A 21,758-nucleotide genomic window follows, 5' to 3' on the forward strand; every position below is an offset into this window, starting at 1 on the left:
GCTAATAGGGCAAGTCAGACAAGTCAGACTTGTCCGAGAGCTAGACTGGACTAGAAACCTAAAAACCGCAAGACACCTTTAAAGGGCGTTAGCCATCTTTTCACCTTTTCACCCTTTCACCTTTAAGGAGTTAGGGAGTTAAGGAGTTAGGGAGTTAAGCCAAATGTAGAGGTGGCGTTAGCCATCTTTTCACCTTTTCACTTTTTCACTCTTTCACCTTTATTAAGCCTTTTCACACTTCCACCTTTAAAGGGCGCAGCCATTTTTTCACCTTTTCACCCTTTCACCTTTAAAGGGCGTTAGCCATTTTTTCACCTTTAACTATTTAAGTAGTTCCATCGGACTAATCCCGAATTGGTCTTTAAAACACTTGGTGAAATACGATGGCGAGGTGAAACCCACTTGGTAAGCCACCTCGGAAACCGATGTTGCACCACCCTCAATCAGCTTACGTGCACGATTTACGCGCGTGGCACGAATGAGTTCCACCGGACTAAGCCCCGTTAATGCCTTCACTTTGCGATAAAGTTGCACCCTACTAAGGTCTACCGCGGCACCTAATTGCTCCACCCCAAAGTCGTTATTGCTGATGTTGCGGTGTATTTCGCTGCGTATTTTGCTCACAAACTCCTTGTCGGGCGTGCTTATCTCCTCCTTCGCCAGTTCGTCTGCGCCTCCGAAAACCTGTTTTAGTTGCTTACGACTTTGCAGCAAATTTTGGATGCGCGCCAACAACAAGGGCGCACTGAACGGCTTGGTGATGTAGGCATCTGCACCATGTTCGTAGCCTTCGATGCGCTGTTCGTCGAGCGTTCGGGCAGTGAGCAGTATCACGGGAATATGACTTGTGGCCGTGCTCTGTTTCAGTCGGCTGCACAATTCCAGGCCATTCATCTGCGGCATCATCACGTCGCTCACCACCAAGTCGGGGATATTCAGTTCCGCCATCTGCAAAGCCACCACGCCATTGGGTGCAGTAAGCACGCGATAGTGTGTTTCGAGCAGCGTGCGAGCCATTTGGCAAACGTCGTCGTTGTCGTCGGTAAAGAGGATGGTAGGCTGATTGGGGTCGTTGTTTTCTTCAAAAATGGTCTGCAACTGCGGAGCATCGGCCTTTGTTGTGGCCTGCGTTGCGGGCACGATAAAAGCCTGTGGTTCGGCAATCGGCGACTGCTCTGCGGCCGATGTCGCCGTTTCGGCCTGCAAATTCAGCGGCAAATGCACGGTAAACACCGTTGGACCTTCGGCCTTACTGCTAACGCCGATGTGTCCGCCGTGCATGTCTACGAAGGCTTTTGCCAAGGCTAGGCCAATGCCCGTGCCGCCTTCGCTGTGTTGCGGTTGGTAAAAACGCTCGAAGATATGGGGCAAATCGCCCTCGGCAATGCCCTTGCCCGTGTTGGTTACGCTTAGCGTTGCCGTGCCTTGCGGCGTGTCTACAACCAGTTCTACGTTTATTTCGCCCGCTACTGGCGTAAACTTCACGGCGTTAGAAAGGATGTTGCTCACCACCCTTTCCACCTTTCCTGCATCTATTTTGGCGGTTACGTGTTCGGGCAGACGGCAAGAAAGCCTGATGCGCTTGTGCTCGGCAGCTGCCACAAACTCGCTCACAACGTTGCCAATCAGTGCTGCAAGGTCGGTTTCGGACAACTGTAAAGTCATCTTTCCGCCCTCAACTTTCCTGAAATCCAGTATTTGGTTGATGAGTTTTAGCAGCGTTCGCACATTTCGGTGCGCCACTTCGAGCAGCCCACGTTGTACCTTCGACAGTTGGTTTTCGGCCAAAAGCTGTTCCACAGGCGTTTCGATAAGGGTTAAAGGCGTGCGCAATTCGTGGCTCACGTTGGTGAAAAACATCAGCTTAGCCTGCGTGGCAGCCTCTATTTCGCGGTTTTTTTCTTCCAGTTTTTCGTTGAGTTTTGCTTTCGCGAAATAGGCTTTCAACACGAAGAAAGCAAAAACCATGAGGATGAAAACCAACAGGATGCCCAACACGAGGATGGTTTTCTGGTTGCTATATTGCGCCATACTCTCGTCTATGCGGTGGTTTAGGCGTTGCATCTTGTTGTCGAGCAGGGTTAGTTCGGCCCATTGTTGCAAGGCACTTTCGGCGTTGTTGGCATCTATCACGCCCGTTTGCAAGATGGTTTCGCGCCGAAAAGGTCGGCCTTCCAATATGTTCATGGCCAGTTTCAGCACCTCGTCACCATGCGTAGGATAAACAAATGTGGCCAAGAACGTTCCGTTTTTCACAGCCTCGATGCCGTCGCCGGGGGTGGGCAGCGCATCAACGCCCACTATCTTCACGCCCTTTACGCCCATTTTTTGTATGGCTTGGTGCGCCCCAATGCCCATTCGGTCGCACTGCGCAAACACCAAATCGACCCCTCCCGCATCTTTAAACATACGTTCGGTTTCGCTTTCGGCCTTCTGTTCAAACCAATCGGCATATGCGTTGGCCACCACTTTTATTTGCGGATAGCGTGCCAATGCCTCGCGAAAGCCGCTGTCGCGTTCCATAGCAGGCGACGAACCACGTAGCCCTTGCAGCTCCATCACGCGCCCCTTGCCGCCAAGATGTTCGCCTACAAAGCGCCCAACGGCTCGCCCGATGGCCACATTGTCGGCACCGATAAAGGCCGTGTATTTGTCTGATGCACTTTTTCGGTCGACCAGCACCACGCGAACGCCGCGGTCGAAGGCCTTGTTGATGACGGGTGTAAGCGCCTTTGCCTCGTTGGGCGACACGATAATGAGGTCGGCCCCCTCTTCAATGAAGTGTTCAATCTGCGCTATCTGCACGCGGTTGTCGTCTTTGGCCGATGCAAACTCCACGCGCACGTTGTCGTAGAGGTACGACTCGCGCCTTATCTCGCTGTTCATTTTCGTTCGCCAAGAGTCCTCGCTGCACTGCGAAACGCCGATAAAGTAACTTTTCTTTGTACTGCAAGCCGATAGCAACAGGGCTAAGAGGGCAAGCAAAGGGAGGACGAAAGTTGTGGGTTTTGGGTTCATACTGAGCGGTGGTGTAGGGCTTTGCGTTACACTGCAAATTTAATGATAAACCTAGAAAGCCCCATCATATTGGCTTACTTTTTTATCTGCTTGGTCAAAGTTTCCTTGTTAGTGGGCTATTTATTCTTCGTTGGTGGGGATGTAGGAGTAGCTGTTCTAGATATTGTAGCTGTTTTAGATATTCTAGAATGCCTAGCTGTTTTAGATATTCTTTTTGTTCTAGATATTCTTTTTGTTCTAGTTAAGCTAGGATGCCTAGGATATTCTTTTTGTTCTAGTTAATCTAGGATGCCTAGTTGAACTAGTTGTAATCAACTCATTGGCTTATAAACTTACGAACAACCAATAACTCCCTAACTCACCAACTCACCAACTCAAAACCTAAAATCCTTATCTTTTATTTTACAATGCGGCTCTAATTTTCGCTCCGTTCTAGCGAGATTATTGGTTAAAAAGTAGGCAAAAAGCCACTTTTTCCGCCCTTTCACATCTTCTAATTTGTCGCTTTTTAAGAAGAAGACCTGCATTTTGCACCATTTTGCCTTTCTATTTTGCTTGCCAGCTCATTATTTTTGCAACCCCAAAACCCACTTTTAGCCCCTAAAACCCTACTTTTTGATGGCCATTTTGCCCTTCTTAGCCATGTTTTTCATGATTCTAAAAGGGTTTGTTTATACAATTACTATGGATATTTATGCTTTTCTTCTCGCATTTAGCGGCAAATAGCACTGCGTTTAGCAGCATTTTACCTTGCGTTTTGCACCAAAACGCACTGCATTTAGCGGCAAAACGCACTGCATTTAGCATCAAAACGCACGCTATTTTGCACCAAAACGCACTGAATTTTGCCGCAAATAGCCCCGAAAGGGGTGCAAATGGCGGTCTTCTTAAATAAAAATACATTTTGCCAACAGTCGCATGCCACCCCTTTTTGCCTCGAAACAAACCTTCGCGAGAATCGATTTTTTGCGGCAAGGTGAGCGATTGGTGGACGAAAAGGGCACTTATTATGTTAAATTTCTTGCTAAAAACCAGACAAAACTAACTCGCAGTGAACACGCACGAGTGGGCAACGGCAAGGAAAACACATGCGCTTGCGGCGGCCAGCGTGAGCGGTTGCAGGGCATGCTGCTCACAGACAACGGGCACAGCATCATGGGAGGGCGGAAGTAATTGGCCGCAGACAAGCAGCCGTCAGCTTGTGGAGATGCCACTGAATAACTCCCCCCAATGGCTTTTTTGAATCATAGCCACGTTTAGCCACAAACAAATGGGGCCGAATTTCATGTTTTATCGTATCCTTGTTCGGCACGTTGTACATGTGTGGGGTGTATTTTGGTGTTGCGGCACAAAGACATAAACTCCGCTCAATTTGTAGAAACACTAAACGTCAACACAACTTCGTAGTGAGCATTTGGTAGGCTTAAACATCATGTTCAAACCCTTACCGAAAAACATACATCTTTTACTATGTAACTTCTATTTGCCAATAAGCAAATTCGGAATGTAAATCCGACTTTTCAACAAAGCCTTTCTTTAAACTTGTTACTAAACACAAAAGCGCGCAAATGCGGTGTTTTAATTTACATTAAATATTAAAGAAACGGCTGTATTATTGCCGCTTATTTTGTATCTTTGCCATGAGCGATGCACACAACACACGCCATGCGGAAACAATGAACAACGCAGAAGACAAATTTTCTACGGATAATGGCAACAAGCACGCAACACAATGGCCCGTCAATTAAGGCGAAAAATGTGCCGTCTAAGGCATAACTACGCCGCAAAAGGCGGCAATCTATTTAACCAAACAATATAGATATTGTATGAACGAAACAAGCAACAACTTTGAATTTGAGATATGCGCAAACAGCGTGGAAAGCTGCTTGGCGGCCCAAGAGGGTGGGGCCGACAGGGTGGAGCTTTGCGCAGGCATACCCGAAGGTGGCACAACGCCTTCGTATGGGGACATCGTAACGGCGCGCCGACTGCTTAACACCACCAAGCTGCATGTCATCATCAGGCCCAGAGGGGGCGACTTTACCTACTCGGACCTAGAAATGGACATCATGGCCGCCGACATCGACGCATGTAGAGAGGCGGGAGTAGACGGCGTGGTGTTTGGATGTTTAACCCCAGAAGGGGACATCGACATCGACAAAAACGCCAAACTCATGGCACACGTGGGGCAAATGGCGGCAACTTTCCATCGCGCTTTCGACAGATGTCGCAATCCGCTCGATGCCTTAGGCCAACTGGAACAGCTGGGATTTAACCGCGTGCTAACCTCCGGACAGCAGAAAACGGCCGAAAAAGGCATCCCCCTACTATACAAACTGCATAAGCGGGCAGGCAAAAACATCGCTATCATGGCGGGATGTGGCGTTAACGAACGCAACATTTTCAAGATACACGTGGAGACCGACGTTACCCAGTTCCACTTTTCTGCACGCGAATCGGTGCTCTCGACATGCCAATACATGGGCGGAAACGTGCGAATGGGCGGAAAAGACACCGATGAGGCCTATCGAGAAGTTACTACCGCACGCCGTGTTAGACACACAATAAAGGAGCTGCGCGGCGAAACGGAGAACGAATAGCCCCCTCAATAGCCCCACCACAGCCCCAAACGAGATGCGCCGACAGCCCGAAACCCCACATGCGGCGCAGGCCATGCGGCTGCTTTGCCCGACAGATAAAAACGAGAATTTGAACGGGATGCAGGCGCACGAGCAGGTCTTTGGGCATACGATGAAACCTCTTTTCCCATATTAAATAGTTTGTTTGTTAATTGCATTTGTGTCCCCGTCGCCAGCCGATATGCAAGCCATACGGCCGACGGGGCGCAAAAAACTTCTGAGAAACGAAATGCGCAAGCCATCTTTTAGCCATGCAGACACCGCAAAACTACAACAAGATGACCCACGCATACCATAATGTCACAACCCCTTATCTTACATCAACAAAACCATTTACTATCAGCATGAGAAAGCTATTTCTATCACTCTTTGTAGCCTTGGTGGCATGTAACGTTGCCCAGGCTGGATTTTACCATTTCATTTCTGACGACAAATACCGTGCAGAAGTGCATAAAGACTTCACCGCGAAAATGCAATTGGTGGGTAAGAACTTCTTTACGCCAACCCAAACCGTGCCTACACCGGCCGAACAAGAGGCTTTGGAGTTTCTGTATGCCTACATGCCCGTGGCCGATGTCACCGATTACACCACCGCTTTCTACCTAGATAACGTGAAAGCCACGTTCAAGGCGCGCGACGAAATGCCTTGGGGGCGAGACGTTCCCGAACTGTTGTTCCGCCATTTCGTACTTCCCATACGTGTGAACAACGAGAACTTGGACAACACGCGCATGGCTTTGTACGACGAACTGAAAAAACGCGTAGAGGGTTTGAGCATGACCGAGGCCGTGCTGGAACTGAACCACTGGTGCCACGAGCATGTAACTTATCAGCCATCTAACGCGCGTACGTTGGCGCCTTTGGCCTGTATGAAGACCGCCATTGGGCGTTGCGGCGAAGAAAGCACCTTTACCGTGGCCGTATTGCGTACGTTGGGCATCCCCGCAAGGCAGGTGTACACGCCGCGTTGGGCGCATACCGACGACAACCACGCATGGGTGGAGGCCTGGGCCGACGGCAAATGGCACTTCCTTGGCGCTTGTGAACCCGAGCCGGTGCTCGACTTGGGCTGGTTTAACCTGCCCGCATCGCGCGCCATGCTTATGCACACAAAGGCTTTCGGCAACTATCGTGGTCCCGAAGAAGTGATGTTGCGAACCAGTAACTACACCGAAATAAACCTCATTGCCAACTATGCACCCACGGCTCGCGTAGACTTTGCCGTGGTGGATGCCGCCGGAAAAGCCGTAGATAAGGCCAAAGTGGAATTTAAGATATACAATTATGCCGAGTATTATACGGCCGTGAACAAGTTTACCGACAATCGTGGGCGAACGTTCCTCACCGCCGGCGTGGGCGATATGCTGGTGTGGGCCTCTAAGAATGGGGCATACGGCTTTGCCAAGGCATCGTTCGGAAAGGACAAGGCCGTTACCATTCGCCTTAACCGCAATGCACGTTCGGATGCCAAAATGACGGTTGGCGCACTCGATTCGGTTAATATCGTACCGCCCGTAGAAAGTGCCAAGCTACCAGAAGTGACGTTCGATGAGGCCATAGCCAACAAGACAAGGTTGGCAAAGGAAGACAGTATACGCCACGCTTATGAGGCCACGTTCTACAAACCCAAGAAAGATGGGCGCATTGGCGACTTCTTAAAACGCGCTCGCGGCAACTGGAAAACCATCCATCAGTTTGTTAGCAATCACTCGGATCGCCTAGATCGCGCGCTGGCATTGCTGGAAACGCTGCCCGATAAGGACTTGCACGACATGCCACTCGAAATTCTTGAAGACCATTTTGGGGCTGAAAGCAACCAATTGTCGCCGCGTGTGGAAGACGAAATGATTATCGCTCCCTTTAAACAAACGTTCCAACAGGCCTTCAATACGGCCTTGGCAGACAGCATGCGCGCCAATCCCACAGTACTAGTGGAATGGACGAAGCACAACATCAGGCTCAACCCCGACACCAAGGCCCTGCGCATTGCGCAAACACCTATGGGCGTTTGGCGTTCAAGACTTACCGATACACGCTCGCGCGACATCTTCTTTGTGAGCATGGCGCGCAGCTTGGGCATCGAGTCGCGCAAGGATGCGGTTACGGGTAAGGTGCAATACAAGCGCGACAGCGCATGGGTAGACGTGAATTTTGATAACGCACAAAGCCAAGCTACGCCCACGGGCAAGCTTAAACTTACTTATTCGGCTGCGCCATTGCTGCCTGCCGACCCCAAGTATTACAGCCACTTCACCCTGAGTAAGATTGTAAACGGACAGGCACAGCTGCTGAACTTCGAGGAAGGAGACGGAAATGCCAACGAGGGAACTACCTGGGCCAACACCTTTGAGCGCGGTTACGACCTGGATGCAGGCACTTATCTGCTTGTTACCGGTACGCGTTTGGCCAATGGTGGCGTGCTGGCCACACAGCGTTTCTTCAACGTAGCCGCAGGCAAAACCACCGAAGTGCCACTCGTTATGCGCCGTCCGTCGGGTCAGCTCAATGTGTTGGGCAACTTCGATAGCGAGTCGCGTTTCCTCAAAGACGGTCAAGAGGTGAGCATCTTGTCGCAAACGGGTCGCGGATATTTCACACTTGCCCTGCTGGGTATTGGCGAAGAACCCACCAATCACGCCCTACGCGACTTGGCAAAAGCGCGCGCCACGCTCGACGAATGGGGTCGTCCCTTCGTGTTGCTCTTCCCCAACGATGCCGATTTACAGCGTTTCAAGGACGAGAACTTCGGCACATTGCCTACCAACATCATTCTGGGCGTAGATGCCGACGGCAAAATTAAGCAGCAAGTAGCCAATGCCATGAAGCTGGCTAACCCCTCGCAGATGCCTGTTTTCATCGTGGCAGACACCTTTAATCGCGTTGTTTTCTGTTCGCAAGGCTACACAATTGGCATGGGCGAGCAGCTAGAAAAGGTGGCAAAGATGCTAGAAACGGGCAAATAAAGCCAGTTAGCATGAGGCAAATCGAGCCGATTAGGTGGGTCGAGACTTTCAGATTGCTCTGATAGTCCTGGCCAACTTAATCGGCTTTTCTTTTTTCAAGGCGGTTCAACCTCTTCGGTTTGGGCGGCCTATTCTGCTTTTAGGTCAGTTGTATTTGTTCGACTTGTCTCACTCGTTGGGGCATTTCTCCATTTAAACAAAAATATAATCTCTTAATATATTATGGTGTATATTTCGGGATTTTTATGTAAGTTTGCAATATGAAACGAACAGCGGACGTGTGCCGCACGCAACTTACAACACCTCGAACCTATGGACTGCAACCGTTACTTGCCCAAACAAGCCCTGCAATATGTGGCCTTGCACTTTGTTACCATACTTGTTGTGCTGACTGGATTGTTGAACGCATGCGCCGACAAGCAGCCAATCGACCTGCCCGACTTTCCTCCTTCCAGTCAAGAGCCTGCCAAACAGAACGTCGAACCCAAAACCGACGGGCGTTTGTTGCGCCTGCTTGCAACGTACGAAGAACAAGATGGAACCGAAAAAACGGCCATCGCCAACCGCATTTTCGGGCTGTTGTATGCCGAAGAACTAACCGATTCGCTCGTTAAAGTGGCCAACGATACCCCCAAAGACAAGGTGGATGCGATGGTTTTGTATCACGCTGCCGAGTATTTTTGGGACAAACAAGACTACGCTACGGCCTTAAACTATGCCCGAAAAGCCCTTCCCCTTACTTACAAAACCAACGACTTGTTGCTCATAAGCGACTGCGAACAGCTTGCCGCACAATTGTTATTCCGCCAATCAGACCTTGTTCGGGCCATTAAGCATGCCCAAAAAAGCCTTGAAATGGACCGCAAAACGGGCGATAAAAGCCGGATAAGCAGCTCGTTAAACACACTTGCGGCCATTAGTCTTGTGGCCAAGCAACCCGAAGAGGGCGAACGATACATCTCAGAGGCCATTGCATTGAGCACCGAGGTCAACGATTCTAACCGCATGGCCATACAATATGGCATGGCATCAGAAATTTATCACGCCATGAAAAAAGAGCAGTTGGCCCTTGAACATGCCGTAAAAGCCTACCAAATAGACGAGCAACGCGGCAATGTAGCGAAGACGGGCATCAGACTTTCGCAGATGGCGACCGCCTTAATGGACATGGAACGCTACGTTGAGGCTGAAAGAACTGTGGAAAGAGCCATCCCTATACTTGAAAAAGCAGGCAACAAGCAGTCGCTGGGCATTTGTATGAACCAAAAGGGCGAACTGCTTAACCGCCGCGGCGAGTACGCATCGGCGCAGCAATGCTTTGAAAAAGCCATCGAAATCTTTGAACAACGCAACGACCTTTATAACCTAAGCCGTGCGCAGATGGGGGCTTTCAACGCCTTAAAAGCCAGCAATCCCACCCTGGCCGCACAGCATTTGCAACGCTATGTGGCACTGAAAGACTCTATTTATCAGCACGATATGGAGCAGGCAGTGAGTCAAAGCAACGCCAAATACAAGAACGGAGAGCTTACATTGCAAGCGCAACACGAGCAAAAAGAAAAGCGCATCGTGGCCATTGCCGCCATTGTGGTGGTTACGTTGTTGCTGTTGGTGGTGGTCGCACTGATATATGTGGGCAAGATTAGGCAGCGCAACCACGCCTTACTCAAACAAGTGAGCCAGTTGCGAGAGAACTTCTACACCAACATCACCCACGAATTGCGAACGCCTTTAACCCTAATACTGGGTCTAAGCCACGAGTTGAACCAAGACGAAAGCCTTACCGACGAGGCCAAACATAAGGCAACCACCATCGAAAGGCAAGGAAACAGCTTGCTTACGCTCATTAATCAGCTGCTAGACATCGCCAGGGTGAAGTCGGCCGTGGGCAATCCCGACTGGGAAAACGCCGACATAACGGCGCATGTGAACATGGTTGTGGAGAGTTATCGCGACTTCGCGGTGTCTCAAAACGTGGAATTAAACTTCTCTGGTAACGAGCGTATCGTTACCGACTTCGTGCCAGAGTATATTAATAAGGTGATGAACAACCTGCTGTCTAACGCATTTAAGTTCACGCCCCCATACGGAAAGGTGAGCGTAGCGGTGGCGCGTGAGGGCGCAAACGTCGTCATTAGGGTGAAAGATACGGGTGTGGGCATTGCTCCTGAGGCCGTAGCGCATCTCTTCGAGCCTTTTTATAGGGCCAGCAATGGTGCATCGAAGAACGGAACTGGCGTGGGATTGGCCTTGGTTAGGCAGATAATAGACGCGCTAGACGGGCAAATCGTGGTGGGAAGTGCGCCTGGACGAGGGGCTACTTTCGCCATAACGCTGCCCATAAGAAACGTGTGCAAGCCCACGGCCAACGCTCAAAAGCACACCAACACGCCCATGTTGCCGCATGTGGAGAAACGTCTCGACGACGAAACAAACGATAATTGCGCCGAGCAACGCATGCTTATCGTGGAAGATAATGCCGACTTGGCTGCATATATGGGTTCGTTGTTCACGCCGCAATACGCCGTTTGTTATGCCTCTAACGGCGAGGAGGCCTTGGCAAGGGCAACAGAACTGGTGCCCGACATCATCATAACCGACCGCATGATGCCTGGAATGGACGGCTTGGAGGTGTGCAAACAGGTTAGGGCGAGCGACGTAATGAACCATATTCCCATCGTGGTAGTTACGGGAAAGATAACCGAACAAGAACGATTGGAGGGCATTAAGGCAGGGGCCGACGCCTATATCACCAAACCGTTTAACAGTGAGGAGCTGATAACGAGGGTGGAAAACCTGCTTGATAGGCATCGAAAATTGCGCGAAAAGTATGGTGATAACGGAAACGAAACAAAAGAAGAAGGCGACGTTCGCGCCGAGGCCGAACGGCAATTCCTAACGAAAGCCGTAGACACTGCTTACCTTTTGCTCGACAAACGCGCGCTAGACGTTAATGCTTTGGCCGAAAGATTGGGCATGAGTATTAGGCAATTCACTCGTAAGATTGTGGCACTTACAGGCAACACGCCAGGTGCTTTCATCCTAAACTTAAAGATGCAGAAGGGCAAACAGCTGCTCGACACAAGGTTTGAGTTGAACATCGAGGAGATTTCAGAGCGTTGTGGTTTTGAACATGCGTCTAGTTTTTACCACGCTTTCAAGAAAGCATTCGGCGTTACGCCGTCTGAATATAGGAAGAATGGTGGCTAAAAGAGGCCTCACCCCCAACCCCTCTCCAAGGGGAGAGGGGCGTAATATGCTATGCTACTACTAAGCTGATAAGCAAAAATGCAATGCTATTGCAAGGCATATCACTCCCCTCTCCCCTTGGAGAGGGGCTGGGGGTGAGGCTTTTTATTACTCTGTTACTGCTTTTTCTCATCATTTCTCACTAACTTTGCAATTGCTTTCAGGCCTCTTCGCCGCAGTGTATGCGGACGGTGTGTTCTGGATAACTAACGAAACCAAACAAAAAACAAGGATGAAAAAGCTTTTAGCTGTGGCCATTGCTTTCGTGGCCAGCCTGTCTGTACAGGCGCAGAACGTGCAGTTGCATTATGATTTCGGGCATCTGAACGACAATCTCTCCACACGACCCAAACTAACATCAACCGTGGAGATGTTCAAACCCGACAAATGGGGTAACACTTTCTTCTTCGTCGACATGGACTATGCAGACAATGGCGTGGCTGCCGCCTATTGGGAAATCTCTCGCGAGTTGAGATTTTGGCAAGCGCCATTGGCTATTCACGTGGAGTATAATGGCGGATTGGCCAAAGGTGTGGGCTCGTATAACGACGCTTACCTGGCTGGTGTAACTTATAGCTGGAACGAGAAGGACTTTAATTCGGGCTTTACCATCACGCCCATGTATAAGTATCTGGCCAAACAAAGTCAGAAACACTCGTGGCAACTCACGGCAACATGGTACTTAAACTTCTGCAACCACCTATTAACGTTCGACGGATTTGCCGATTTCTGGGGCGATCGCCGTTTCGCCGACGGACGAAACATCGCCGTTTTCCTTTCCGAACCCCAATTCTGGGTTAACCTCAACCGCATCAAAGGCGTTAGCGAAGACTTCAAACTAAGCCTAGGAACGGAGTGGAAAGTAAGCAACAACTTCGTTAATCAAAACCACCGCTGGTATTGGTTGCCTACATTGGCAGCGAAGTGGACGTTTTAATTATTAAGGAGTTAAGGAGTTAAGGAGTAAAGGAGTTAAGCCGTATGCTTTTGAAGTATAAAGTAAAAGTCCTTGTTAACTCTTTAACTCTTCATTTTTTCAACTTGTTAATTCGCTAAGGTGTCCACCCGTTAATTTACAACTCATAAACTCAAAAACTCACCCCCTCAAATCATGTCTTTCTATTCTCTTTTGGGGTTTAACCCCAAGAAACAGTCGCGCCGCACAGAGATGATGGCCGGCGTAACCACGTTTCTAACCATGAGCTACATCCTTGCCGTGAACCCCGACATACTAAGTGCCGCGGGAATGGACAAGGGTGCCGTGTTCACTGCCACTGCCTTGGCCTCGGCCCTTGGCACATTGTTCATCGCTTTCTTAGCCAAGCTACCCTTTGCACAAGCTCCAGGCATGGGCATCAACGCCTTTTTCGCCTTCACCTTGGTGCGCGGCATGGGCTATTCGTGGGAGGCAGCCCTGGCGGCAGTGTTTGTAGAGGGTATCATCTTCATCCTATTAACCGCCCTGAACATACGCGAACAAATTGTAAAGTGCATCCCCAAGAACCTGCGCTTTGCCATTTCGGGCGGCTTGGGACTGTTTATCGCCTTCATCGGACTGAAAAACGCAGGACTTGTAGTGGCCAACGATGCTACCTTCGTTTCGCTCGGAGCTTTTACGCCCACAGCTGCATTGGCCTCATTGGGTATCATTTTAAGTGGCGCACTGCTGGTGTTGAAGGTTCGCGGAGCCTTGTTTTATAGCATCTTGATATGCACGGTTGTGGGCATACCTATGGGAATAACCCAAATTCCCGATGCCTTCGTACCCGTTTCGCTACCCCAAAGCATCGCCCCAACCTTCTTAAAGCTCGACTTCGCTGCACTGCTCAACGTAGATATGATGCTCACCGTATTTGTATTGGTGTTTATCGACATCTTCAACACGCTGGGAACGCTCATCGGAACGGCAGCCAAAACCGACATGATGGACGAAAACGGCAATGTGAAGAACATCCAAAAGGCCATGATGGCCGATGCCATCGCCACGTCTACGGGTGCACTTCTGGGCACATCTACCGTTACAACGTTCGTTGAGAGCGCAGCAGGTGTGGCCGAAGGCGGCCGAACAGGACTAACGGCATTTACCACGGCCATGTTCTTCCTCGTGGCTTTGTTCATGGCTCCGCTGTTCCTTATCATTCCTTCTGCCGCTACCACGGGCGCACTGGTGCTTGTTGGCGTGTTTATGTTAGAGTCTATCAAGAAGATAGACCTGCAAGACATCTCCGAGGCACTACCTTGTTTTATCACCGTTTTGATGATGGTGCTAACTTATAGCATTGCCGAAGGCATGGCCTTGGGACTGATTAGCTATACGTTGGTAAAGTTGTTGAGCGGCAATTACAAAGACGTCAACATCACGCTCTTCATCGTTAGCTCACTTCTTGTTTTGCGTTATGTGTTCCAATAAGGCTCGCTCACTGTTGCTGGGGGTCGTGTTGTGCATGGCCTTTGCTGCCTTTGGGCAGACACTTGTGCTGGGTAGCTATAATATAAGGTATCGAAACGACGGCGATGAGGCCAAAGGGCACCTTTGGGCGAAACGTTGTCAGGTGATAGCCGACCAACTTAACTACCACCATCCCGATGCTTTCGGGGCGCAAGAGGTGCTGAAAGGTCAACTCGACGACCTGTTGCGCGCACTGCCCGACTACGATTACGTGGGCGTTGGGCGCGACGATGGACACGAGGCGGGCGAATATGCGCCCATATTTTATCGGCGCGACCGACTGGATAAGCTTAGCGATGGATATTTTTGGCTGTCGCCTACGTACACAACTCCTTCGTTGGGCTGGGATGCGGCCTGCATACGCATCTGCACTTGGGCTAAATTCAGGGTGCGCGAAAGTGGCGAAGTGTTCCTTTTCTTCAACCTCCATACCGACCACGTGGGCGTTAAGGCCCGCCGAGAGTCGGCAAAGCTGGTGATGAAGGCTATCGACGGCTTAGGGGGAAAGGATATGCCGGTGGTGCTGACGGGCGACTTTAACGTCGACCAAACCGACGAAACCTACGCCATCTTCACCGCAAACGCACGCTTAAACGATGCCTACGTCGTGGCTAAGCACCGCTTTGCCGAGAACGGAACGTTTAACAGTTTCGACCCCACGCTGAAAACAACCAGTAGGATAGACCACGTTTTTGTGTCGCCCCGTTTTGCAGTGGCTCGTTATGGCGTACTGCCCAACTTCTATTGGACGGAAGAACCCGCGGCCAAAAGCCAGAAAGGGCAGGATGCACCGCAACAAATCGACTTTAAACAACACCGAATACGCACGGCATCCGACCATTATCCGGTGTTTGTGGAGGTAAATCTTAGGCCATAGCCTTTCCGCAACTGGCATCACCTCCAACGCCTTTCCAAGGGGCGAGGGGCGTGTAAAGCCTTGTTGCTGCCTAGCATGTTGCACCCGTTGGCCTAGTAACCACACCATGATATGATGTTTTTTCATTTAGAAGCGATAAAGCATATTACGTTTCTACGTTTAGAAACCACCAAGCTTACCACGCCCCGCTCCGCTTGGAGCAGGGTGGTGGGCAAGGCTTTGCTTTGTCTTTCTCTTCTCTTTTGTGTTGTATGCTTTTTGGGTTGTCGCTCTGATTGCCGCAACAAGATTGATGCGGCGTTGCAAGCAGGCCACAATCGGCAGGCAATGACCCTGCTAAACCAAGCCATTGCCGACACAGCTACGGCCGAATGGCTGTGGAAACGGGCCGAACTAGAAACAAAGCTGGGCAAGGATGCCGATGCTTTGCGCGATTACGACCGCCTGCTACTTCTCCATTCGATAAAAGATGGTGCTGAATTTGCAGCTCATGTAGACATCGCCGCCGACAGCTCGGTGAACGTTAACGAGGTGTTTGGCAGGCAACTAGCGGCTTATTTCAGGCTTGGGCAAATGCGTTTGGCCGAGAATAAGTTGGAGCAGATGCGAAAATATCTTTATGATAAGGGGCAAGTAGGCAAGTATTATTATTGGAAGGGGGTTATAGCCAAAGGCAATAAAGATTGGTATGCGGCTTATTCGTTCTTTTTGGATGCGGCATTGCAGCACTACCCTAATGCTCGTTTGCAGCTAAAAGAGATGTCGAAGCGGTCGGGAATGCCATTGAACTGGCCCGCAGGCCTAGATTCGATGAACGTTGAACTGCAATTTACAGATGGAACAAAATGGCCTATTGCCAATAAGTTGCAGGGCGAACCGCGGCTCGTAAAGGTTGAACGAAAACAAGTAGAGATAACCAACATACGGAAGTTTGTTCAGAAAAACTATCTCCACGCCCTTGCTTTGCGCACCATTCCTGGCATGGCCAACAAAGGTAAGCAGGTGGCACCTGTGTGTATAGCCACTACTAGCGGCAACAACCTTTGCTTTACCTGCCTGCCCGGCAGTAGTGGGTTGGCTAAATTAGGGCTTGATGCAAGCGATGGTACTGCAAAACCAAACGCACAACGGGCCAAACCGCAGGTTATCGAGGTGTGGGTGATGAAGTACGAAGACGGCCACGGGCTGCGAAATTGCGAGGTTTACATCAAATAGAGCTGCTTTTGGCCTTATGCCTATCTTTGGTTTGGATTAAAGCAATGTAGTTGGCTTACCCTGAATTTGTATAAATTTTAGTACAAATTTTAACATCATGAGTGCCGTTTTATTCACCAACCGCCCACTCGGTCGCAAAAAATCGATTCTCGCGAAGGTTTGTTTTGATGCAAAAAGGGGGTGCATGTGAATGTTGGCAAAATGAATTTTTATTTAAGGAAACCGCCATTAGCACCAGTTTTGGGGCTATTTGCTGCTAAATGGCGTGCGTTTTGGTGCAACACAGCGTGCGTTTTGGTGCTAAATGAAGTGCGTTTTGGTGCAAAATAGCGTGCGTTTTGGTGCAAAACGCAAGGCAAAATGGTGTAAAACGCAGTGCAAAATGCTGCTAAATGCGAGACGAAAAGCATAAATATCCATAGCAATTGTATAAACAAAACCTTTTAGAACCATGAAAAACATGGCTAAAAAGGGCAAAATGGCCATTAAAAAGCATGGTTTTAGGGGCTAAAAGCGTCTAATTGGGCTTGAAAAAAATGTGAGTTGGCAGCGAAATAGAAAGGCAATATGGTGCTAAATGCAAGTTGTAGGCTGAAAAATGGGATAAAAACGAAACGCGTAAAGGCCCAAAAAGCGGCTTTTTGCCCATTTTGGGGGCCTTATTTTATCTAGAATGGGCTTGCAGGTGAAGTGTGTTTTGTAAAATATTTTATAGTTTTCCAGTTTTTCTAGTCTTTCTAGATATCCTAGTGTTCCTAGATATTCTAGTGCTCCTATATTTCCTAGGTCTCCTAGATATCCTAGCCTTCCTTGATAGCCTGATGCTCCTAGCTTTCCAATATACCCTAGGTTTCCTAGCCCTCTTGGTCCTCCTAGATAGCCCTTACCTTTCTGGCTCTCCTGTTTTTCCTGTTTTTCCTAGTTTTCCTAGTTTTCCTAGCTACCCTGATGCGCCTCGCTAAACTTATTCCTCACGCCTTTTCTCTGCCTTAAATCCCCATAAATAAGGAACGCCGTTGCGGCATAATTTTCTTAACTTTGCGCCTGCTAACGGCGGTAGGCTTAACCCCAAACACCACCAACACCACGAGCGGGCACGCACGAGAGCAGTGCATCGCCAGTGGAACAAACGTAACACGCCGCCGCAGCATTGCATACAAAAACAAGATGAAGCAAGACTTAAACCAGCGAAACAAGCTATCCACCTTCTTTTGCCTCTATCTGGCACAAGCTGTGCCCATGAGTTTCTTTACCACTGCCCTGCAAGTAACCATGCGCGAACAACGGTTCTCGCTCTCGGCCATTGCCTTGTTGCAGCTGGTTAAGCTGCCGTGGATACTCAAAATGCTATGGAGCCCACTGGTAGACAGGGCTTGCACCACCATGCGCGGCTACAAGCGGCTCATCGTTGGCAGCGAGTTGGTTTACGCCCTACTGGTGTTTTTGGCCGGCACGCTTAACTTGCAGCTCAATGTGGCCACGGTTATATTGTTGGTGTTGCTGTCGTTAGTGGCCTCTGCCACACAGGATATAGCCACCGATGCCCTGGCCATACGCTCCACAAAGGGGCGCGAAAGGGGACTGATGAACAGCATGCAGTCTATGGGGAGCTTTGCAGGGAGCCTTGTGGGTAGCGGACTGTTGCTCGTGGTTTTGCACCGTTATGGGTGGAACAGCGTAACCCAGTGCCTCAGCCTCTTTGTCTTGGTGGCCGCCTTGCCTTTGCTTTTCAACAAAAAAATAAGCCTGCAACAGGACGAAGATAAACGCCAGCGCGCACGATTAACCGACTTTGTGTGGTTTTTTGGCCAACGCGGCGTGTGGCGGCAGATACTTTTTTTGGCGCTCTATTACATGGGCATCATCGGCATCATGTCTAACATGAAACCCTACATGGTAGACCTAGGCTACTCGATGAAAGACATCGGGCTGATAAACGGCGTGGTGGGCGTGACCTCGGCTTTCGCCGTTGGCTATCCCACGGGTATGCTCGTTCGCCGCTATGGCTATGCCCGTGTGCGACCCGCGGTTGCATGTGCCATGCTCGGTGCCACACTTTTGTTCACCATCCTGTCGGTAAGCGTGCCCACAACGGTCCAAATCGTCTTGGCCACCGTGTTGCTTTGGGCCAGTTATGGCATGGCAACAGTGGTGGTTTACACCTCGGCCATGAGCCATGTGCGCCCAGGAAAAGAGGGAACCGACTTTACCGTGCAAACCGTATTAACCCACCTGACGGGCATCGTGGCCGCTATGGGCAGCGGTGCCGTGGCCGATGTGGCCGGATATACCGCCATGTTTGCCGTGCAAACCGCCATAGCACTGGCCTCGCTGGCATACGTGAGCTTGGCATTAAAAAAAGAAACGACGCATGACTAACGAAGAATTAATTGCCAAATATAACAAGCCCGTGCCACGATACACGAGCTATCCGCCGGCAAACAGCTTTGTGGAGATGGGCGAAGAGGAGTATCTCGCAGCCGTAGACCAGTCTAACAATGCCGCGGTAGACAACATTTCGTTTTACATACACGTTCCCTTTTGCCAACACCTGTGCCACTATTGCGGGTGCAACTCGGTGGCTATGGCGCGCAATGAGGTGGTGGAGGCCTACTTCGATGCCCTGCATCGAGAGATAAACCTGCTGCTGCCACACCTAGACAAGGGGCGGAAAATATCGCAGATACATTATGGGGGAGGCAGTCCTACATCCATTCCACTACACCACATCAAGCGCCTAAACGAGCATTTGCTGGGTTCGTTCGGCACAATAGAAAACCCGGAGATAGCCATTGAGTGCCACCCTGCTTACCTTAACGACGAACATTGGGAGCAGCTAATCGGCTGTGGGTTTACGCGTTACAGCTTGGGAATACAGGATTTCGACGAAAACGTGTTGCGAACCGTTAACCGCCGACCCTCGTTGTTGCCCGTAGAGCACATCGTTGAGCGGCTTAGGCAAAGCGGCGCAAAGGTTAATCTCGACTTCATATACGGCTTGCCGGGGCAAACGGTGCAGAGCTTTGCGCGCACCATCGCACGCGCAATAGACATGCGGCCCAACAGGTTGGTGACCTTTAGCTATGCGCACGTACCTTATATATATGGTAGGCAGCGCATACTGGAAAAGGTGGGGCTGCCACCAGAGACCGAAAAGATGCGCATGTTCGAACAGGCGGCGGAACAACTTGCACGCGCCGGATATTGCCATATCGGCATGGACCACTTTGTTGAACCCAACGACGACCTGCAACAGGCACTGGAACGCAAGCAGCTGCACCGCAATTTTCAAGGCTATTGCCCACGGCGCATCACGGCACAGGTGTATGCCTTGGGCGTATCGGGCATCAGTCAGCTAGATGCGGCCTATGCGCAAAACACCAAAGATGTGGCACGCTACATTCAATACACCAACGAAGGGCGGCTCTGCATAGAACGCGGATATGCGCTGCAACCGTGGCAACGCGTGGCGCGCGAGGTGATAGAGAGCCTGATGTGCAACTATTACGTGGCGTGGACAGACATGGCCCAAAGGCTGAACATATCGGCAGAAGAGGTGAAAGAGGCCCTAAACTACGACGTGCCGGCCTTGCTGCAAATGGCCGACGACGGGCTGATAACCTTAGAACCCACACACATAGCACTTACCGAAGCGGGTTCGCCCTTTGTGCGCAACGTGGCGGCGGCACTCGATAAGATGATGATTAACAACAATAATCGCTTTTCGAAACCCGTGTAACGTGCACAACATGGCAGAAAACCAAGCTAAACAAAAAGATACATGCGCCAAACAACAATAATAATAGGAGCCGGACTTACCGGGCTTACCGCCGCACACACCCTGCGAAAACAAGGCAAAGAGGTGCTGGTGGTGGAAAAAGAAAACCGCATTGGCGGACAAATCCGCACCTTTGAAGAACAGGGATTTGTGTACGAAAGCGGCCCCAACACGGGCATGGTGGCCTATCCCGAAGTGGCCGAACTATTTACCGACCTCGCCGCTTATGGCTGTAAGCTGCTTACTGCGCGCGAAGAGGCCAAGCAAAGGTGGATTTGGAAGGGCGAACGTTTCCACGCTTTGCCCATTGGATTGAAGGCTAGCGTGCAAACAACCCTGTTTTCTTGGCACGACAAACTGCGGATATTGGCCGAACCTTTCAGGGAGGTAGGCACAGATGCAGACGAAAGTGTGGCGCAACTTGTTAGGCGACGGCTGGGCGATTCGTTTGAACGCTACGCCGTAGACCCTTTTATTTCGGGCGTGTATGCAGGCGACCCGGAACGCTTGGTTACGCGTTATGCCCTGCCCAAGCTTTATAATTTGGAACACACCTATGGCAGTTTTGTGCGCGGGGCGATAGCTAAGATGCGCCAACCCAAAACGCCACGCGACCTGCTTGCCACCAAAAAAGTGTTCTCGGCCGAGGGGGGAATACAACGTTTGGTTGATGCCCTTGGCCGTTCGGTTGGCGAAACGAACATCGTTTTGGGCGCAAGCAACTTGCATCTGCAACCTTCTGACCAGGGCTGGAAAGCCGAATATACGCAGGCCGACGGCACAGTTTGCAGCATATTAGCCCAACAAGTGGTAACAACCATTGGTGCTTATGCCTTGCCCCAGTTGCTGCCTTTCGTGCCACAAACGCTGATGGAGCCTATCACCTGCTTGCGTTATGCCCCTATTGTTCAGGTTAGCGTGGGTTTTGCCGATGTGCAAGGGCAGCGCAACGAGGCTTTTGGCGGCCTTGTTCCCTCGTGCGAAAACCGACATATATTAGGTGTGCTGTTCCCTGCATCGTGCTTTGAGGGGCGCGCCCCAAAGCAAGGCGACTTGTTTTCGGTGTTCGTTGGCGGTATCAAACACCCCGAAGTGCTGGATATGAACGATGCCGAACTAACGCAAATGGTGCTTGCCGAACTGCGCCACATGTTGCGTTTGCCTGCCGATGTGCAGCCCAGTTTGCTTAAAATATTCCGCCATCGCCATGCCATTCCGCAATACGAGGTAAGCAGCGGTGCGCGTTTCAAGGCCATCGACGCCCTGCAAAGCCAATATCGCGGCCTTATCGTGGCTGGAAACCTACGTAATGGCATAGGCATGGCCGACAGAATAAAGCAGGGTGCAACCATTATTCCGCAAGAATTGGCGGACATTTGAAGATAAATGTAAGATTATCTTTTTGGACAAAGATTGCTCTTGACGGCTAGCAGATGTAAGATTAAAGCCGCAAAAACGAACAAAAGGGAAGTAAACCGTTGCCGCACCTTATCACTTAACGCGCAAGGCAAACGGCAAGCACTAAAAAAATATTGCCTTTTATTTGGTGCGTATGCAAATTAGTTCTATA

At 50.4% G+C, this 21,758-nt stretch carries 12 protein-coding genes; 11 read left to right on the plus strand and 1 reads right to left on the minus strand.

What is annotated here, in order from left to right:
• Positions 1 to 321: 321 nt before the first annotated feature.
• Positions 322 to 3,018: a substrate-binding domain-containing protein gene (locus tag HMPREF0670_RS09295; protein ID WP_009230903.1), complete on the minus strand. Its 2,697-nt coding sequence runs from the start codon at positions 3,016 to 3,018 to the stop codon at positions 322 to 324.
• A gap of 42 nt (positions 3,019 to 3,060) precedes the next feature.
• Here HMPREF0670_RS09295 and HMPREF0670_RS16340 point away from each other — a divergent pair, with 42 nt between their 5' ends.
• The 11 genes from HMPREF0670_RS16340 (at position 3,061) to hemG (ending at position 21,568) form a co-directional block, all read left to right on the plus strand.
• Positions 3,061 to 3,300, plus strand: a complete 240-nt coding sequence (locus tag HMPREF0670_RS16340; RefSeq protein ID WP_157579600.1) for a hypothetical protein — start codon at positions 3,061 to 3,063, stop codon at positions 3,298 to 3,300.
• A 1,544-nt stretch (positions 3,301 to 4,844) separates the two neighbouring features.
• A complete protein-coding gene (locus HMPREF0670_RS09305; protein WP_009230905.1) occupies positions 4,845 to 5,618 on the plus strand; it encodes a copper homeostasis protein CutC in 774 nt (257 codons plus the stop codon).
• Between the two features lie 383 nt (positions 5,619 to 6,001).
• Entirely contained in the window at positions 6,002 to 8,620 is a 2,619-nt protein-coding gene (locus tag HMPREF0670_RS09310; RefSeq protein ID WP_044078036.1) for a transglutaminase-like domain-containing protein, read from the plus strand.
• A gap of 312 nt (positions 8,621 to 8,932) precedes the next feature.
• On the plus strand, positions 8,933 to 11,830 hold the full coding sequence (locus HMPREF0670_RS09315; RefSeq protein ID WP_009230907.1) for an ATP-binding protein: 2,898 nt from the start codon (positions 8,933 to 8,935) through the stop codon (positions 11,828 to 11,830).
• Positions 11,831 to 12,101: 271 nt separating this feature from the next.
• A complete protein-coding gene (locus tag HMPREF0670_RS09320; protein ID WP_009230908.1) occupies positions 12,102 to 12,806 on the plus strand; it encodes a DUF5020 family protein in 705 nt (234 codons plus the stop codon).
• A gap of 174 nt (positions 12,807 to 12,980) precedes the next feature.
• On the plus strand, positions 12,981 to 14,279 hold the full coding sequence (locus HMPREF0670_RS09325) for an NCS2 family permease (RefSeq protein ID WP_009230909.1): 1,299 nt from the start codon (positions 12,981 to 12,983) through the stop codon (positions 14,277 to 14,279).
• Entirely contained in the window at positions 14,266 to 15,195 is a 930-nt protein-coding gene (locus HMPREF0670_RS09330) for an endonuclease/exonuclease/phosphatase family protein (RefSeq protein WP_044078090.1), read from the plus strand. The genes HMPREF0670_RS09325 and HMPREF0670_RS09330 overlap by 14 nt, the downstream gene beginning before the upstream one ends.
• 111 nt (positions 15,196 to 15,306) lie before the next feature.
• A complete protein-coding gene (locus HMPREF0670_RS09335; protein ID WP_009230911.1) occupies positions 15,307 to 16,410 on the plus strand; it encodes a hypothetical protein in 1,104 nt (367 codons plus the stop codon).
• A 1,167-nt stretch (positions 16,411 to 17,577) separates the two neighbouring features.
• The gene (locus tag HMPREF0670_RS09345; protein WP_009230914.1) at positions 17,578 to 18,789 is read left to right on the plus strand and encodes an MFS transporter; all 1,212 of its coding nucleotides are present in this window, start codon (positions 17,578 to 17,580) and stop codon (positions 18,787 to 18,789) included.
• Positions 18,782 to 20,149 (plus strand): oxygen-independent coproporphyrinogen III oxidase, encoded by a 1,368-nt coding sequence (hemN, locus tag HMPREF0670_RS09350; RefSeq protein WP_009230915.1) that lies wholly within the window; start codon positions 18,782 to 18,784, stop codon positions 20,147 to 20,149. Before HMPREF0670_RS09345 ends, hemN begins: the two co-directional genes overlap by 8 nt.
• 42 nt (positions 20,150 to 20,191) lie before the next feature.
• On the plus strand, positions 20,192 to 21,568 hold the full coding sequence (hemG, locus tag HMPREF0670_RS09355) for a protoporphyrinogen oxidase (protein WP_009230916.1): 1,377 nt from the start codon (positions 20,192 to 20,194) through the stop codon (positions 21,566 to 21,568).
• Positions 21,569 to 21,758 lie beyond the last annotated feature (190 nt).

This window comes from Prevotella sp. oral taxon 317 str. F0108, from assembly GCF_000162415.1.
Classification (GTDB): domain Bacteria; phylum Bacteroidota; class Bacteroidia; order Bacteroidales; family Bacteroidaceae; genus Prevotella; species Prevotella conceptionensis.

What these genes read in the sequence shown, in the direction of transcription:
- HMPREF0670_RS09305 (WP_009230905.1), top strand. Translation starts at nt 4,845, where the DNA reads ATGAACGAAACAAGCAACAACTTTGAATTTGAGATATGCGCAAACAGC.
- HMPREF0670_RS09345 (WP_009230914.1), top strand. Translation starts at nt 17,578, where the DNA reads ATGAAGCAAGACTTAAACCAGCGAAACAAGCTATCCACCTTCTTTTGC.
- HMPREF0670_RS09310 (WP_044078036.1), top strand. Translation starts at nt 6,002, where the DNA reads ATGAGAAAGCTATTTCTATCACTCTTTGTAGCCTTGGTGGCATGTAAC.
- HMPREF0670_RS09295 (WP_009230903.1), bottom strand. Translation starts at nt 3,018, where the DNA reads ATGAACCCAAAACCCACAACTTTCGTCCTCCCTTTGCTTGCCCTCTTA.
- HMPREF0670_RS16340 (WP_157579600.1), top strand. Translation starts at nt 3,061, where the DNA reads ATGATAAACCTAGAAAGCCCCATCATATTGGCTTACTTTTTTATCTGC.
- HMPREF0670_RS09325 (WP_009230909.1), top strand. Translation starts at nt 12,981, where the DNA reads ATGTCTTTCTATTCTCTTTTGGGGTTTAACCCCAAGAAACAGTCGCGC.
- HMPREF0670_RS09315 (WP_009230907.1), top strand. Translation starts at nt 8,933, where the DNA reads ATGGACTGCAACCGTTACTTGCCCAAACAAGCCCTGCAATATGTGGCC.
- hemN (WP_009230915.1), top strand. Translation starts at nt 18,782, where the DNA reads ATGACTAACGAAGAATTAATTGCCAAATATAACAAGCCCGTGCCACGA.
- HMPREF0670_RS09320 (WP_009230908.1), top strand. Translation starts at nt 12,102, where the DNA reads ATGAAAAAGCTTTTAGCTGTGGCCATTGCTTTCGTGGCCAGCCTGTCT.
- hemG (WP_009230916.1), top strand. Translation starts at nt 20,192, where the DNA reads ATGCGCCAAACAACAATAATAATAGGAGCCGGACTTACCGGGCTTACC.
- HMPREF0670_RS09330 (WP_044078090.1), top strand. Translation starts at nt 14,266, where the DNA reads ATGTGTTCCAATAAGGCTCGCTCACTGTTGCTGGGGGTCGTGTTGTGC.
- HMPREF0670_RS09335 (WP_009230911.1), top strand. Translation starts at nt 15,307, where the DNA reads ATGATGTTTTTTCATTTAGAAGCGATAAAGCATATTACGTTTCTACGT.